We start from the raw sequence: 14541 nt of genomic DNA on the forward strand, positions 1-14541 counted from the left end.
TACAATGAATACCACAATCATTCTCATATTTGTACTTGTAATAGTTTCGGTATTTTTTATTGTGCAGTACAAGAGTAATTATGAAAAAGGCTTGTCCTACCATAGCCCTAGACTTCTGGCTCCTAAACGGCAAGAATATATTAATAAGGCAGAGCGATATATCAAAAAAGTGGGTATTATAATAGGCTTGTTTGCTAGTTTCCCATTAATGATTATGTGTGCTTTTTTGTTGGCTGAGGTGGGTGCTTCTGTTATTCTTCTTATTATAATTACTTTCATAGCAATAGAGTGTTTGGCTATTTATTTACTATATCGGCTTTTTAAAAGAAATGTAAAAAACCAGCGTGTACTTTTAGAGCAGATGAGTGATAGTGATTTTGAGCTATTGCTACGTATAAATAAAGAAATATACCTCTTTAAATACTTTCCTCCTTTTGTACTTTGTAAAGATAAACTGTATTTATTTACCTCCTTTACCGTTCGAGAGATTGACCCTACGAGCATAAAGGAAATAAGCTTTACTTATGTTAAGGGAGGGAATATGGTTGTACGTATTAACTTGGGGGAAAGGACTTCGATTACTATTTATAGGAATTTATATTCTATTTTGGAAGAGATTATTAAGAGGTATAATCCTGATGTTTTGATACAATCTTTAAATGGCTTATAAACTGAATAGGAATGAAGGGTACTATTATCTAATACTTAGATAAAAAAAATGGATATAGTTGATTTACTTGATTTTGCGCCTTTATTATTTATTCTTGGTATTGTTATATGTATGTACTTTATAATGGTGCGCAAGAGTGAATTTGAGGAGAGGCTGGCACTTTATAGGCGTAAGCACCAAGTGCAGGGAAAGCGGGCGGCTTATCTGAATGAGGCGCGGAAGTTTCGTAGGTGGGTTATGGGTATTATTATTGTGGTATTTGTAGCGCCTTCGTTAATTATTTTTGTATTGATGCTGCGAGAGACAGGGATAAGAACAGCGCTGAATGTGGTAGTTTTTAATGGGAAGGACTGGACAGAAGTAAGTATTTACCTAATAGTTTTTTTGGTGTATTGGCTTTTGCGGTACGTGTTAAAGCGCAACGAAAAAGCCTTGCAAATGCTGGTGGAGCAGATGAGTGATAGTGATTTTGACTTATTGCTAAAAGTAAAAGACTCTGTATCATTGGACAGCAAATACAGTCCGCCGTTTGTGTTGTGCAATCATCGGTTATATCTTTTTTCTTCTTTTGGCATTCGGGAGATTGACCCTGCCAAAATTACGGATATCAATTGCAATTGGGGTTGGGGAAGCAATAGGAAAAGTGTGTTTGTACGAATCAAATTGTTGAAAAAAACTATTGGGATTGTAATGTTAGAGAAGGCGTTTCCTTATTTTGAAAAGGTGGTTGAGAAATATACGAAACTAAAAATCTGATTTTATTTTGGAGAATAACATATTGGCTAAATAGAAAAAAATGAACGATACTATTATTATACCTTTGGACAAAAGGAAATTGCAAGTACAGCTAAGAGCTCTTGGTTTCTGTACGCTTGTTTTTGGGAGTATTATTGTTTTCCTTATTGTGGGGGATTATCTTGATTGGTTTTTTAAAGGTGCGTTAATCTGTCTTTTTGGGATGTTTCTTTATAATTTAATTGTAGGGTATAGGGAGCTTCCTTATATTAACAAGAAGACGGAGGGAGTTGTATTGAGCCCTGAGGGTATTAGAATTAACATGTCGAGTGTTGGTAGGAAATTGGGCAAAATATCGTGGAAAGAGATTAGTGGTATAGATAATGATACTGGTAAAATACTTTATATAAGGCTAAAATACTTGGATAAGTTTGTAATTGATACTTATGAAAAGCGGCAAGAAAGAATTTGGGGTATTGGTTTAGATAATGAGATATTGGATATTACTTTTGAAGAGTTGGGGAAGCTTGTGAATGAGTATTTTGAGAAGTATGGGTAGGGGGTAGGAGATAGGGGGGATTATCCTTCGTTTATAGTTCGTTTATCCTTCGTTATTCGTTCGTTCAAGCTAAGGGGAGGTTGGGGTGTGAATGAGGGTGGGGTGGTATGGGTGTGTGTTACTGTTCTATTTTGCTTACTTCTGTTATGTTTTTTCGTTTGGAATAGGCTACGGGTTTGGCATAGCCTATGCGTAGGATGATTTGGGGGTAGGTGCCTTTGATGGGTAGGGTGTTTTGGAGTTGGGTTCTGATTTCGGGTACTTCGCAGGGCTGGTTGAGGTAGGCATTGGCGATGCCCGATTGGGTGAGGGTGAGTAGAAAGCGTTGGAGGGTTCGGCCGGAGGCTATCCAAGTGGGGATATCGTCATTCTGAGTTGTAAGAAGGATAAGATTGGAGGAGGATTGGATTTTTTTCAGGTCGGTTTTATTTTGTTTGTTGGCATTGAGAGAGCTTTTTACAATGGGTTCGGTAATCCAACGAGGTAGGTTGGGGGCACCGAGTACGGCATAGCTAAGTCCGTCATGGGTAGTTTCGGAGTGTTTTTTATTGAAGCGTATCCAAGAAAGGAGCTCATTTTTGAAGAGAGGGTCGGTTAGTTGAGCGTTATTGCCTTGCATAATGGCCTGGGTAAGGGAGTTGAACAAGGGGGAGCCTTTGGGGAAGGCATAGATGTTTTGAGATGCTTCAAGGGGGGAGGCATCGGAGAGGGTTTGCTGTATCAAACTATCGAGGAGGGAGCTGTTAATGAGTTTGCCGTTATAGGCGGAGCGGTTGGTTTGGCGTTTTGGGATGAAGGCAGCCAAGGGGTTGGGGGAGAGGTTGGTTTGCTTTTCGAGGAGTACGGTAATGGTGCCTTCGGGGGTTATTTGAACATTGGTGTGATACTGCATTTGGGTGGCTTTGAGGCATAGGTTTTCCAGGGCGCATCCTAAGCTAATGAAGAGTTCGCGGTGCTTGGCATCGACTGCGGGTAGGGCTTTGGTAAAATCGGGGGAGATAACAATACGGTTGCCCTTGGCAGTGAAGAACCAAGGCTGAGAGTTATGCCCTGAGGGAGCTTGAGAGGCAGCGGTAATCAGGGTTACTAAATCGGGGTTTTGGGCGTTGCCCTTTGATAAGGTAGCTAACGTCATAAAGAAACTGATACTAAACATTTTGAAGTTCATTTTAAAGTTATTTTGTTTTATACTGCAAAATAACGGCAAAAAGAAGAAGGAAAAATGAACTTGGGTTAAGAAATGAGCAAAGCCCTTAAAATATTCGCTTGCGAATACGGCTAAGGGCTTGTGGAGTAATGCCTATGTATGAGGCTATGTATTTTAAGGGGATATTTTGTATTAGCTGAGGGTCTTTTTCTAAGAGGCTGCGGTAGATTTCTTCGGGGGATTGTAATAATAACTGAGCTTCGCGGTCTAGTGTTTTGATAAGCAGATGTTCTAAAATATCTGTTTTTATCTGTAAATATTCTTTTTGTTGTATTAGTGCCATTAAATGTTCACGCCCTATTTTATAAGCTGTAACGCTTTTTAGCGCTTGTATTGAGAGCAGTGAAGAGGTGTGTTGTACAAAGGAAGTGAATGAAAGGAAAAACTGCTCGGGAAAGAGGAACTCTACGGTTGTTTCCTTATCGGTAGTAGGGTTGTAATAAAAGAAGCGTACTATGCCCTTAGTTAGGTAATACAATGAGTTTTCTATTTCGCCAGCACGAGTAATGAGTTCGTTTTTAGCAAAATGTACTTCGGTGAAGTATTTACTAAGGAAATCGGGGGTTAGGGTCATAGAGGGGGGTTATTTGGCTACTCTTTTTCTCATTTCATTTAGTTTCATCAGTGCTTCCACGGGGGTAAGCGTATTGATGTCTAAGCTGAGAAGGTCTTCTTTGAGTTCTTCTAACAAAGGGTCGTTCATATCGAAGAAACTAAGTTGCATTTCTTTTTGTACGTTTTTAACCACTTCGGCGGTAGGTATTACATTGTGGCTTTCTTCTAGCTTTTTAAGCATTTTATTGGCTTTTTGTATTACGAATTGAGGCATACCAGCCATCTTGGCTACGTGTATCCCAAAGCTATGTGCCGAGCCTCCTTCTACCAACTTGCGCAAGAAAAGGACGCTATCTTTAGTTTCTTTTACCGATACGTTAAAGTTCTTAATACGCTCAAACTGCTCACTCATTTCATTCAGTTCGTGATAGTGGGTGGCAAATAGAGTTTTAGCTTTGCTAGGATGCTGATGTAAGTACTCAGCTATAGCCCATGCTATTGAGATACCATCATACGTACTAGTACCACGCCCTATCTCATCCAAAAGCACCAAACTTCTGTCAGAAATATTGTTTAATATAAGGGCAGCTTCATTCATCTCTACCATAAAAGTTGATTCTCCCATCGAGATGTTATCACTTGCCCCTACACGTGTAAATATCTTATCTACTATCCCTATATGCGCTTCGGTTGCAGGCACAAAACTCCCTATTTGAGCCAAAAGCACTATGAGGGCTGTTTGTCGTAAAATAGCCGATTTACCTGACATATTCGGTCCGGTAATCATTATGATTTGCTGCCTTTCTCGGTCTAAATACACGTCATTGGCTATATAAGGAACACCTACAGGTAGTTGTTTTTCAATTACAGGGTGGCGCCCTTCTTTAATATCAATAGCATACCCGTCACTCATCTGTGGGCGGTGATAGTTGTTTTCCTTTGCCAAGGTAGCAAAGCCACACAAGCAATCTAACTGACCTATAAGGGTTGCATTGGTTTGTACTGCGCCAATATATTCACTTATAAAGGCAATAAGTTCGGCATACAGCGCTTGTTCTATCTGAGCTATTTTCTCTTCAGCCCCTAATATTTTGGCTTCATATTCTTTCAGCTCATCAGTGATATAGCGTTCTGCATTTACCAGTGTTTGCTTCCGCACCCAGTCTTCAGGCACTTTATCCTTATGGGTGTTACGCACTTCAATATAATAGCCAAAAACATTGTTATTATCTATTTTAAGCGAAGGAATACCCGTGCGCTGGGCTTCGCGCACCAGCATATCATCTAAGTAGCTTTTGCCCGAATGCGAGAGCCCTCTTAGCTCATCCAACTCTGCCGAAAACCCTGCTGCTATAGCATTCCCTTTGGCTATATTTACGGGGGCATCGTCATTTAGGGTTTGCGCAATACGCGCACTAAGTTGCTCACAGCCGTGCAGTTTATCGCCTAATAAGCTCAACGCCTCATTGGTCGATAGTAGGCACAATTCCTTTATCAGCGGGATATGCTCCAGTGAGGTGCGCAGTTGCACTACCTCACGGGGTGTTATCTTTAAGGTTGCAACCTTTGAAATGAGCCTCTCAATATCTCCTATCCGGCTCAGGGCTTCTTTTAGTTTGCTCAGCACCTCGCTTTCTTGCAATAAGTAATCCACCACCTCGTGGCGTTGTTGTATCTTGTCCAACTTCTTCAGCGGCAAAGCAAGCCAACGCTTTAAGGTACGGCTCCCCATATTGGTAAGCGTCTTGTCTATCACATCCAACAAACTTACCGAGGGGGTGCTATTCCCTACATAAAGCTCTAAGTTCCTGATAGTGAATTTATCCAGCCATACATAAGCCTCTTCGGCTATGCGTTGTATGCTTGTTATATGTTGCAACTGGTGATGTTGGGTTTCCGATAGGTAATACAGCACAGCACCAGCAGTAAGTAGTGCCTCACTAAGCTCATCTACCCCAAAACCTTTTAATGAATTTGTTTTAAAGTGCTCTGTAAGTCTTTGCTGTGCATAATCTTCCTTAAATACCCAATCTTCTAAGTAAAAACAATGATACTCATCACCAAAGTGCTCCTCAAACTCTCGCTTTTGGTGTTTAGCAATAAGCAGTTCACTCGGGCGGAAATGTTGTAACAGCTTGTCAGCATAATTAATATCTCCTTGTGCTATTAAAAATTCACCTGTCGAGATGTCTAAAAAAGCCACCCCACACAGCTGCTTCCCTATCCATACCGATGCCAAAAAGTTATTGCTCTTGCTTTGCAGTATATCGTCGTTAAGAGCCACTCCTGGTGTTACAAGTTCGGTAACCCCTCGTTTTACAATACCCTTCACCAGCTTAGGGTCTTCCAGCTGGTCGCATATAGCCACACGGTACCCAGCCTTCACCAGCTTAGGCAAATAGGAGTTGATAGAATGGTACGGAAATCCAGCCAGCTCACTGCGCTCGGTACCGTTATTGCGGTTGGTGAGCACAATGTCCAGTGTTTGAGCGGTCTTTACAGCATCCTCACCAAAGGTTTCGTAAAAATCGCCCACTCTAAAAAGCAACAAAGCATCCGGATATTTACTTTTTATCTGATTATATTGCTTCATTAGCGGAGTTTCTTTAGCCATTCTTCTCTTAATTTTAATAATCGTGCAAAGGTATAAAATAATTTCCAAATCGCAAGTCTCCCTTGGTTTTTATCCCTCCCCCTTTCTCCCTATCCCCTATCTCCTAACTCCTCTTCCCTATCTCCCACCTCCTCTCCCCTTCATTGCGAATAATGCAAAAATCACCCACCCCCACACTATTCCCTATCTCCTAACTCCTTTCCCCTAATAATCACCCCATTACATCCCCACCCTCTTACCTCTTATCTCTTACCTTTTACCTACTTTAAACGAACCTATAACGAAGGATAAACGAACTATAAACGAAGGATAACCCTCACCCCCTTGATTTCCAGCTCCTTCTCCTCCCCACTCTCCCTTTGCATAATCCGCAACCCAATCCCAAAAATCTTACATTTTTCTCATCCTTTCCCCTTTTTTTTCCTATTTTTGCCAACAACCCCCTACCCCCTATCCTCTAACTCCTATCCCCTAAGCCCCCCTTGTATCCAAAATTTTGTATATTTGCACTCTAAAAGCCCCATTTGGCACAATAACAATAGCAGTAAGGGCGATAAGATAACAAAAAACATTCATACTATGAATTGGGAAAGTATTTGTCAAAAACATCAAGTAGACACCAACTTTTTAAAAGAATTTACCCCCGTAGGAAATGTAATGCTGATGCAAGAAGAAGAGTTCACCACCACTCAGCAATGGCTATCGGCTTATTCTTTGGGCGCCCAGCTACTGCCAATCTTCACCAATAACGAAAGCGATTTTGCAGCAGTATATACCACCGGATTGCTAAAAGGCAAAGTAGCCTTACTCATACACGATGCTCTGGATTTCACCCCTGCTTTTACCAGCATTCAAAGCTTTTTAAAAGTCATTGAACAATATAACTTTGATGATTGGTATAACATTCCCAAAACCCAGTGCGATTATCCTATTAAAGAAGAAAGCCAAGCCGAACCCTATCTTCTAAAAGAATGTTGGAAGCAGATTGAGGCTAACCAGTTCTCTTCACACGAAGAGAAAATCCTTATCTGCAAAACAGCTATTTCACTAACTCCTCCCTCTCAGCTCAATAAGCTATTGGTTTTTCTAGAAACCCCTTTTACAAATAATCCCCAGCACCACGAAATAACAGAGTGGGCTATCTACTGTCTCGGAGTGGCTCATCAATATACTCCAGCCAAAGGCACCATAACCACCCTAATAGCTACCAAGCCTTATAAGCATTATCCCTACAAACCCCAATTGTACAAAGGAGCCTTTACCAAAAAAAGTAATATTTTTGTAGATCTAATACTCAAAATACTCTATCTGCCCATACTGCTCATTAGCCTTATAGCTGTGGTAATTGGGATTGTATTTTCTCGAATATTTAGCCTTTTCAAAAAATAAAAACAACTCATAATGAACTTAGAAGAACTCAGAGAGTATTGTCTCTCCTTGCCCCACGTTACCGAGGATATGCCCTTTGGCGAAGATATTTTAGTATTCCGAATCTGTAATCGCATTTTTGTCCTTACAGGTTTAGAAACGCTACCTCTACGAGTAAGCCTCAAATGCGACCCCGAGCGCGCCATCGAACTCCGCGAACAGTACCCCGATAAAATTACAGCAGGCTACCACCTCAACAAAAAACATTGGAACACCGTGCTTTTAGAAAGTATTCCTGAAGTACTTATCAAAGAAATGATACAACACTCCTACAACCAAGTACTCGCCAAAGTACCCAAAAAAATAGCCAATTCACTAATTTGCTAATTCTCTTATGTTCAAAGATTTCTTTTATAGAACCTATCCGGTTTTTGGGTATGAATTCTTTATTCCTGTAGCTCTCTACAAGCGTATAGAAGCAGCCGAAGGAGAGGTCAGCCCCCAAAGTATTAGGCTTTTCTTTAGCAAAGCCCCTTATGCCTTTAGTAAAGCACAGCTACACATAACCCAAGAAGCTAACAAACTCTTTTTTGTACAAATAGCATTCTATGAAGAAGACAAAAGAGAACATTTTATGAAAGAAATGGACGATTATAAAGAAGTATTTCCCTTTTGGACAGTCTTTCCTCATAGTTTCTATGGGGCTCCTCGCTGGAATCAGGGATACCAAGAGCATTATAGAGATACTTTTTTAAAATATTGGCACTCCTTATCCCCCGAAGCACAACAGGAATATATGAATAAGTACCATTGTCCTGAAGATTGGCGCCTTTGGCTTGAGGATTACCAGCAATGGAGCAAAGAAAAAGAGATTTTTTAACAGAAAACAACTATTCAAAATGACAGAAACAGAACAAACCCTACGCCAGCGCTTCACTGCTTTCTTGCAAGCTATGTACGAGTGGGAAACAGAAGCCAACAGAGTTGACGAAGAAGAAGTAGAGAAAAAGAAAACCCTCTCTTGGCAAGACTTTTGCGAGCAACAAACCCAGCTGCGCATCCCTATTTATAAGGAATACATCACCGAACGCGAACGCAAAAACGGAGGTGCTCAGTACACCAGTCACTTCTTTCCTCCTAACTATGATCCCTCTAAAGAAACCATTACCGAAGTGCAAATCACAACCAAAAAAGCCTCTATCTTTACCGATAGAGAGTATGCCGGAATGAATTACAAGCGCGAGTACAAGTACAAACTTATAGAAAATCGTTGGCTCTTAGATACTATCAAAGAACAGTATTTACCTGCAAACACAGACCCTGAAAAATGGAAGAGTGTGATTTTATAACCCCACTAGTATCTCTTATAGCTCATAACTCGTTTATTAATTAAAAAACTAACCTAAAAATGACAGAAACAGAACAAACCCTACGCCAGCGCTTCACCGCCTTCCTACAAGCTATGTACGAATGGGAAACACAAGCCAACAAAGTCAATGAAGAAGAAGTCATAGAAAAGAAAACTCTTACTTGGAGAGAATTTTGCGACAAACAAACCGAGCTTCGTATCCCTATTTATGAAGAATATATTACTAACCGTGAACGTAAATATGGCGGGGCTAAATATGGCTCTCACGGTCTACCTGTAAAGTATGACCCTTCTAAAGAAACCATTACCAAAGTACAAATCTCAGGTAAAAAAGCCTCTATTTTTACCGATAGAGTGTATTCAATAATGAATTACAAACGCGAGTACAAGTACAAACTTGTAGAAGGGCGCTGGCTTTTAGATGTGATAAAACAACAATTCCTATCCAATAATGGAGAACCCGAAAAATGGGAAAATGTGATTATATAAACTTCTCTCAAAATGAACATAGAAAGATTACAAGACATTGATGAGCGCCTTTTTGTCGAAAACGACCTAAACGGCGAGTGCATCTACTATACCGATGAAGATTGCCAAACTCCCTTCAATGGGATTGTTTATGGAATGTGCGGACACCCTCCTCGTTTAGACTACGAATGCGAGATAAAAAATGGAGTAAAAGATGGCATGGAACTTATTTATAATGAAGATGGCGGTATTGAGCAAGCCTCACAGTGCCGCCATAACCTGATGTATGGCGTAAGCAAAGAGTATGATCAAGAGGGCAACCTCCTCACAGCTTCTGTAGTGTATAACAATAGTCATTTAAAGGTAGTATCCGCTACTACAGAAGGTACTTATAAGATTGAGAAATATGCCCCTCAAAGCACCCAAAACCTCCCCCACGACATTTGTACTCTCCTTGCTCTCCCCGAGCAAGAACTCGCAGAGTATGAGCTTATACCTCAATACGCAATGTTTAAAAATGTAAAGTAATATAACAATAAAACAACCACAATGAAAGAAGTACCAACTTTTACCTTTGGAGCACAAAACCTCCCCGATAAAGAATACCACCAATGGCTGATAGAAATCAAACAACGGTTTCAGCAATCGCAAATCAAAACAGCCATAAAGGTGAATACTGCCCTTTTAGAGTTCTACTGGAGCTTGGGTAGCGATATAGTAAAAATGCAAACCGAAAAGACTTGGGGTAGTGGCTTTATCAACCAACTAAGTTTGGATTTGAGAGAAGCCTTCCCTGAAGCTACTGGTTTTTCATTAAGTAATATTAAATACATAAGACAATGGTATTTATTTTATTATCAAGAGCTTACAAAAAGCCACCAACTTGGTGGCTTTTTAGAGATGCCTAAAGATTTTGGTTTAATCCCTTGGAGGCATCACATTGAAATTATATCAAAATGCAAATCTATCTCTGAGGCTCTATTCTACATCAAGCAGACGATCAGTCATAATTGGAGCAGGGTACAATTAGTGCATACTATTGAGAGTAACCTCTTTGAGCGACAAGGAAAAGCTATTAGTAATTTTGATACTCAATTGCCTATCCCTCAAGCTAATTTAGCTACCGAACTCCTCAAAGACCCTTATAATTTCGACTTTCTTTCCCTTGGTAAAGACTATACCGAACGAGAACTCGAAGAGGCTTTAATGCAAAATATTACCCGCTTTTTATTGGAATTAGGAAAAGGTTTCGCCTTCGTTGGGCGACAAATGGAATTGCGTATGCCCGAAGGACAGAGCTTTTTCCCCGACCTTATTTTTTACCATATCCCAATGAAATGCTATGTAGTAGTAGAACTTAAAGTGACGCTTTTCATCCCTGAATACATCGGAAAATTGAATTTCTATGTAACTGCTGTTGATAAACTCTTGCGCGGAGAAGGCGACAATCCTACCATTGGACTACTCATCTGTAAAGATAAAGACGAATTGCTAGTAGAATGGTCTCTCACCGATGTAAACAAACCGCTGGGCATCGCCTCTTATCAGCTCAAAGAAATCATCGATAACACTATCGCTGAATTTGAAAAAAACAAACTTAAAACCTTATAAACATAGAACAATTAACCAAATGAACCTATCAAGTTATAACACCAAGTTTGGCTCTCTCGCTTTCTCACAAAAAGTGGGAGACGAGTATTTTTGGGAGGCTTCATATCAGTGGAAAAGTGATTTCTACAAAGAAACTTTACAGCTGCCTTTTTCTGTATTTAGCAAAAGTGAAACCCTCACACCTGATAATATTGCTTTTATCCAAAAAATCCTCACCAGTGCAGATAAGCTCATAGCCAAGGCACTTTCTTATTTTCAAGAACAACTGCTGATAGGCTCAGAAGGCTTTCATCTTTTGGAAGAAGAAAAACAATTGCTCAGTGTTCCCTTGCAGGAAGTTCCTTTTGAATGTCCACAGTTTCTATTTTATGACCACAAAGAATGGATACTGCATTTTGCCGAAGGTGGTTTCAGCTTTTGCGAGCCTTATGGCGTTTCTTTCCACTTTGAAGATGAAACCCCTATCCTAATAGAAAACTTAGAAGACGCTGAAGAAATATAACATACTCATTTATTGCCTCAAAAAATGAAACATAAAACAATCATATTTGCCCTTTTAGGTGTATTGATAGCTGTTTTCATACTTGTAAGATACGGCTTATTCATAGTGTATTGGCTCACAACCCCTAATGCTTTAGAACGAACCGAATCCGAAAAACAGCTTATAGAACATTTTAAAGAAGTATTTAAAACCAATGAAATAACTATCACTCCCGAATATGATATAGAAAAAGATACTACCTATACAATATATATACAGGATATCCCTTGTGCAGATACTTTATCTTCTAAAGAAAAAGCTATCTACATAAAAAACAAATTGGATAGTATTGCCTTAAAACCAAGATTTAAGCACTATATCATTCATTTAGGATATGAATGTAATACTCATACCAATCATCAGTATGAATACAAAAGAAATTACAGAAAATGAAATAAAATACTCTCCCTGTTGGCACATTTTTTGTAACTCATTTGCGATTAAAAACATATATAAAACTGTATGAAAAAAGTAGTATTTATCATTTTAGACAAGTTCGCCAATTGGGAGCTAGCGTATCTTTCTGCTGCCCTTGGCGAAAAACAATTAGGTACAGAACAATACACTGTTTTGTATGCTTCAACCGATAAAGAAGTGAAAACCTCTATTGGTAATCTCAAAGCCTTACCCGACCTTACTATTTCAGAAATTCCTGAAGATATTTCAGCCCTCGTGTTCATTGGGGCAGAAGGTTCGTGGCATACTCTTTCCAAGGAGCAAACCTCTCAGCTACTAACCCTTGCCCAGAAGCTAAAAGCTAATGGCAAAGTATTAGGTGCTATTTGCGATAGCGCACGCTTTTGTGCCGTGAATGGTTTACTGAATGATGTGAAGCATACCGCCAATACTTTTGATGAGATAAAAGATGCCACGTGTTATACCAATGCTGATAATTTTGTCCTTACCACCAATGAGGCTGTAACTGATCACAAGGTAGTAACCGCCAAAGGAGATAGTGCATTGCATTTTGCTGTAAGCGTACTACGTGCTTTAGGCGATATCCCCGAAGAAAACATACAGTTTTTCCATATCCTACACACCGAAGGCTTTCTCAAAGCAATACAAATGAGCTAATTGATAAATTGAGTTTTAGAAGAATCTTTCTTAATGTACAAAAATCCTCGTGGTTGCTGCCTGTGCGGCTCGCACCACGAGGATTTTTATTTATTGCTTGTCGTGCTACGACTTGTGCTACTACCTTATAGCTTCAATAATATTATCTACTTGTAGTTTTTCGAGGATGTTTTGGCGGTGGCGGTTTACGGTATGCACACTGATGTTCAGTTTTTCGGAGATTTCTTTGCTGAACATTCCTTCTTTGGCAAGGGCGAGTACTTCTCTTTCACGTGGAGTAAGCAGTGCATCGGTGGCACTTTCGATGGCAAAAGGTACAATCTCATCGGTAAGGCAGTTTTTTACCTGAAAACGCACTGATGTATTGGCTGATTGCTCGGGTGCGAGATCAATCATACCCATTCCAAGAAAATTATCGTTTTTAAAGGCTAATATGCGCATTTGGTAAATCATTCGTACGTACTTCCCTTTATCTAATACTCTCATCTCATAGATGTATTTGTAGGCCAATTTTTCTTCCTTTGGGAGTGTATCTAAAAACTCCCATACTTTTTTATCTATTCGCCTTACTACTTCTAAATCATCAGGATGTACCAATTTCTCAATATTGAGCTCATCAGAGGCTTGAATATCTTCGGTTACATATTCGGTTACATAATAGTAATGCCCAAATCTATCTAACAGAAATACTGCAAAACTCCCTGCTTGTTCTAAGATTTTTAAGTGGGGAATGTATTCTTGTGCTATCTCTTCTATGCTTTTATCGGTTGTCATCTTCAAAATGGTTATTATTCAGTATTGTGCAGTTATGTGCACCGCCGTAATTTTGCGCCAAAGATAATCAAATATTTTTAAAAGATGAAGAATAAATCACGAACCATTAGGAATTTATGTATTTTTATTTTTGTAGCGCTGAGCTGTGGCTGGGTAGGTGTGTGGGTAGATTCACTTACGGGGGAAACGGCTGGTGATTTTAGCGATACCAGCAGTGGTACTAGTGGAATGGGTATTTTTATTATTGCCCCTGTGCTTACTTGGCTCCTCTTACGCGCCTTTATGGGTGATGGGTGGCGAGATGCTGGCTTGCGTCCGCTTATTAAGAAGAACTTACGGTGGTATGGGGTGGCGGCTCTTATCTATCCTGTAGTGATTGCCCTTACGTTACTTATAGGGGGAGTATTGGGATGGCTGAAGGTGGAAATTAGGTGGGAGAGTTACCTTGCGAGCTTTGGTGTTTTGGTACTAGCGGAGATTGTAAAGAATTTCTTTGAAGAATCGGCGTGGAGGGGGTATCTTACTGCGCGCTTGCTGAGCTTGAAGATTAAGGATGTGTGGTTGTACCTTATTGTGGGGGTGGTGTGGTGCTCATGGCATTGGCCTTACTTCTTTTATTTTCTGAAGCCAGAGCAGTTATTTGCTGTATTTCCTTATGATAGGGTTACTTTTTGTGTAATGGCGCTGGTGTGTTGCACTTCGTGGACAGTGATGTATACGGAACTTTTCCGCCTTACCAAATCGATATGGCCTGGGGTGTGGATGCATGCTATTGAGGATACGACTATCAATAACCTGATATATGATAGGCATATACTTATTGAGACGGGTAAGGAGATACTTATTTCGCCTGTTTCGGGGATTATACCTTGCTTGTTATATCTTGGTGTGGGCTTATGGTTGCGCAGGATTAGGATAGCTAAGGAGGTGGTGTAAATTACTTGAATAGCTACTATTAGTAGCTTTTTTAGAAATGTATTGTGGCTATTTTGTGGC

Annotated in this window: 18 protein-coding genes; 14 read left to right on the plus strand and 4 right to left on the minus strand. The window is 39.9% G+C overall.

Going from position 1 to position 14541, the window contains the following annotated elements:
* The first annotated feature begins 4 nt into the window (after positions 1 to 4).
* From C4H12_RS10945 to C4H12_RS10955, 3 genes are read left to right on the plus strand one after another with little or no spacing between them, the layout of a single operon-like run.
* Entirely contained in the window at positions 5 to 670 is a 666-nt protein-coding gene (locus tag C4H12_RS10945) for a hypothetical protein (protein WP_106098959.1), read from the plus strand.
* A gap of 48 nt (positions 671 to 718) precedes the next feature.
* Positions 719 to 1426, plus strand: a complete 708-nt coding sequence (locus C4H12_RS10950; RefSeq protein ID WP_174688426.1) for a hypothetical protein — start codon at positions 719 to 721, stop codon at positions 1424 to 1426.
* A gap of 40 nt (positions 1427 to 1466) precedes the next feature.
* On the plus strand, positions 1467 to 1964 hold the full coding sequence (locus C4H12_RS10955; protein WP_106098960.1) for a hypothetical protein: 498 nt from the start codon (positions 1467 to 1469) through the stop codon (positions 1962 to 1964).
* 118 nt (positions 1965 to 2082) lie between these two features.
* Here the strand turns inward: C4H12_RS10955 and C4H12_RS10960 are convergent, their stop codons facing one another.
* From C4H12_RS10960 to mutS, 3 genes are all read right to left on the minus strand, one after another.
* On the minus strand, positions 2083 to 3132 hold the full coding sequence (locus C4H12_RS10960) for a nitroreductase (RefSeq protein ID WP_106098961.1): 1050 nt from the start codon (positions 3130 to 3132) through the stop codon (positions 2083 to 2085).
* 85 nt (positions 3133 to 3217) lie between these two features.
* Positions 3218 to 3745, minus strand: coding sequence for a Crp/Fnr family transcriptional regulator (locus C4H12_RS10965; protein WP_106098962.1), 528 nt, complete (start codon positions 3743 to 3745; stop codon positions 3218 to 3220).
* A 9-nt stretch (positions 3746 to 3754) separates the two neighbouring features.
* The gene (mutS, locus tag C4H12_RS10970) at positions 3755 to 6340 is read right to left on the minus strand and encodes a DNA mismatch repair protein MutS (protein ID WP_106098963.1); all 2586 of its coding nucleotides are present in this window, start codon (positions 6338 to 6340) and stop codon (positions 3755 to 3757) included.
* Between the two features lie 579 nt (positions 6341 to 6919).
* On the opposite strand from mutS, the gene C4H12_RS10975 reads away from it, so the two are divergent.
* From C4H12_RS10975 to C4H12_RS11020, 10 genes are all read left to right on the plus strand, one after another.
* Positions 6920 to 7729 carry a hypothetical protein gene (locus tag C4H12_RS10975; RefSeq protein WP_106098964.1) on the plus strand — a complete coding sequence of 270 codons (810 nt, stop codon included), beginning with the start codon at positions 6920 to 6922 and terminating at the stop codon, positions 7727 to 7729.
* Between the two features lie 12 nt (positions 7730 to 7741).
* Positions 7742 to 8095: an MmcQ/YjbR family DNA-binding protein gene (locus C4H12_RS10980; protein WP_106098965.1), complete on the plus strand. Its 354-nt coding sequence runs from the start codon at positions 7742 to 7744 to the stop codon at positions 8093 to 8095.
* A 7-nt stretch (positions 8096 to 8102) separates the two neighbouring features.
* Positions 8103 to 8588, plus strand: a complete 486-nt coding sequence (locus tag C4H12_RS10985) for a hypothetical protein (RefSeq protein ID WP_106098966.1) — start codon at positions 8103 to 8105, stop codon at positions 8586 to 8588.
* A 19-nt stretch (positions 8589 to 8607) separates the two neighbouring features.
* The gene (locus C4H12_RS10990; RefSeq protein ID WP_106098967.1) at positions 8608 to 9057 is read left to right on the plus strand and encodes an NTF2 fold immunity protein; all 450 of its coding nucleotides are present in this window, start codon (positions 8608 to 8610) and stop codon (positions 9055 to 9057) included.
* A 59-nt stretch (positions 9058 to 9116) separates the two neighbouring features.
* A complete protein-coding gene (locus tag C4H12_RS10995) occupies positions 9117 to 9566 on the plus strand; it encodes an NTF2 fold immunity protein (RefSeq protein WP_106098968.1) in 450 nt (149 codons plus the stop codon).
* A gap of 12 nt (positions 9567 to 9578) precedes the next feature.
* Positions 9579 to 10073 (plus strand): hypothetical protein, encoded by a 495-nt coding sequence (locus tag C4H12_RS11000; protein WP_106098969.1) that lies wholly within the window; start codon positions 9579 to 9581, stop codon positions 10071 to 10073.
* A gap of 21 nt (positions 10074 to 10094) precedes the next feature.
* Positions 10095 to 11156: a YhcG family protein gene (locus C4H12_RS11005; protein ID WP_106098970.1), complete on the plus strand. Its 1062-nt coding sequence runs from the start codon at positions 10095 to 10097 to the stop codon at positions 11154 to 11156.
* Positions 11157 to 11175: 19 nt separating this feature from the next.
* A complete protein-coding gene (locus C4H12_RS11010) occupies positions 11176 to 11658 on the plus strand; it encodes a hypothetical protein (protein WP_106099486.1) in 483 nt (160 codons plus the stop codon).
* Positions 11659 to 11682: 24 nt separating this feature from the next.
* A complete protein-coding gene (locus C4H12_RS11015; protein WP_106098971.1) occupies positions 11683 to 12090 on the plus strand; it encodes a hypothetical protein in 408 nt (135 codons plus the stop codon).
* 69 nt (positions 12091 to 12159) lie between these two features.
* Positions 12160 to 12771 (plus strand): DJ-1/PfpI family protein, encoded by a 612-nt coding sequence (locus tag C4H12_RS11020; RefSeq protein ID WP_106098972.1) that lies wholly within the window; start codon positions 12160 to 12162, stop codon positions 12769 to 12771.
* A gap of 120 nt (positions 12772 to 12891) precedes the next feature.
* Here C4H12_RS11020 and C4H12_RS11025 read toward each other — a convergent pair whose 3' ends face one another.
* Positions 12892 to 13545, minus strand: coding sequence for a response regulator transcription factor (locus tag C4H12_RS11025; protein ID WP_106098973.1), 654 nt, complete (start codon positions 13543 to 13545; stop codon positions 12892 to 12894).
* An 84-nt stretch (positions 13546 to 13629) separates the two neighbouring features.
* Here C4H12_RS11025 and C4H12_RS11030 point away from each other — a divergent pair, with 84 nt between their 5' ends.
* Positions 13630 to 14481: a CPBP family intramembrane glutamic endopeptidase gene (locus C4H12_RS11030; RefSeq protein ID WP_106098974.1), complete on the plus strand. Its 852-nt coding sequence runs from the start codon at positions 13630 to 13632 to the stop codon at positions 14479 to 14481.
* The last annotated feature ends 60 nt before the right edge of the window (positions 14482 to 14541 follow it).

Source organism: Capnocytophaga sp. oral taxon 878 (assembly GCF_002999135.1).
In the GTDB taxonomy this organism is placed as follows: Bacteria; Bacteroidota; Bacteroidia; order Flavobacteriales; family Flavobacteriaceae; genus Capnocytophaga.

Bases quoted from the DNA above. Each gene is read 5' to 3' on its own strand.
- C4H12_RS10945 (WP_106098959.1), top strand. From the start codon at position 5: ATGAATACCACAATCATTCTCATATTTGTACTTGTAATAGTTTCGGTA.
- C4H12_RS10950 (WP_174688426.1), top strand. From the start codon at position 719: ATGGATATAGTTGATTTACTTGATTTTGCGCCTTTATTATTTATTCTT.
- C4H12_RS10955 (WP_106098960.1), top strand. From the start codon at position 1,467: ATGAACGATACTATTATTATACCTTTGGACAAAAGGAAATTGCAAGTA.
- C4H12_RS10960 (WP_106098961.1), bottom strand. From the start codon at position 3,132: ATGAACTTCAAAATGTTTAGTATCAGTTTCTTTATGACGTTAGCTACC.
- C4H12_RS10965 (WP_106098962.1), bottom strand. From the start codon at position 3,745: ATGACCCTAACCCCCGATTTCCTTAGTAAATACTTCACCGAAGTACAT.
- mutS (WP_106098963.1), bottom strand. From the start codon at position 6,340: ATGGCTAAAGAAACTCCGCTAATGAAGCAATATAATCAGATAAAAAGT.
- C4H12_RS10975 (WP_106098964.1), top strand. From the start codon at position 6,920: ATGAATTGGGAAAGTATTTGTCAAAAACATCAAGTAGACACCAACTTT.
- C4H12_RS10980 (WP_106098965.1), top strand. From the start codon at position 7,742: ATGAACTTAGAAGAACTCAGAGAGTATTGTCTCTCCTTGCCCCACGTT.
- C4H12_RS10985 (WP_106098966.1), top strand. From the start codon at position 8,103: ATGTTCAAAGATTTCTTTTATAGAACCTATCCGGTTTTTGGGTATGAA.
- C4H12_RS10990 (WP_106098967.1), top strand. From the start codon at position 8,608: ATGACAGAAACAGAACAAACCCTACGCCAGCGCTTCACTGCTTTCTTG.
- C4H12_RS10995 (WP_106098968.1), top strand. From the start codon at position 9,117: ATGACAGAAACAGAACAAACCCTACGCCAGCGCTTCACCGCCTTCCTA.
- C4H12_RS11000 (WP_106098969.1), top strand. From the start codon at position 9,579: ATGAACATAGAAAGATTACAAGACATTGATGAGCGCCTTTTTGTCGAA.
- C4H12_RS11005 (WP_106098970.1), top strand. From the start codon at position 10,095: ATGAAAGAAGTACCAACTTTTACCTTTGGAGCACAAAACCTCCCCGAT.
- C4H12_RS11010 (WP_106099486.1), top strand. From the start codon at position 11,176: ATGAACCTATCAAGTTATAACACCAAGTTTGGCTCTCTCGCTTTCTCA.
- C4H12_RS11015 (WP_106098971.1), top strand. From the start codon at position 11,683: ATGAAACATAAAACAATCATATTTGCCCTTTTAGGTGTATTGATAGCT.
- C4H12_RS11020 (WP_106098972.1), top strand. From the start codon at position 12,160: ATGAAAAAAGTAGTATTTATCATTTTAGACAAGTTCGCCAATTGGGAG.
- C4H12_RS11025 (WP_106098973.1), bottom strand. From the start codon at position 13,545: ATGACAACCGATAAAAGCATAGAAGAGATAGCACAAGAATACATTCCC.
- C4H12_RS11030 (WP_106098974.1), top strand. From the start codon at position 13,630: ATGAAGAATAAATCACGAACCATTAGGAATTTATGTATTTTTATTTTT.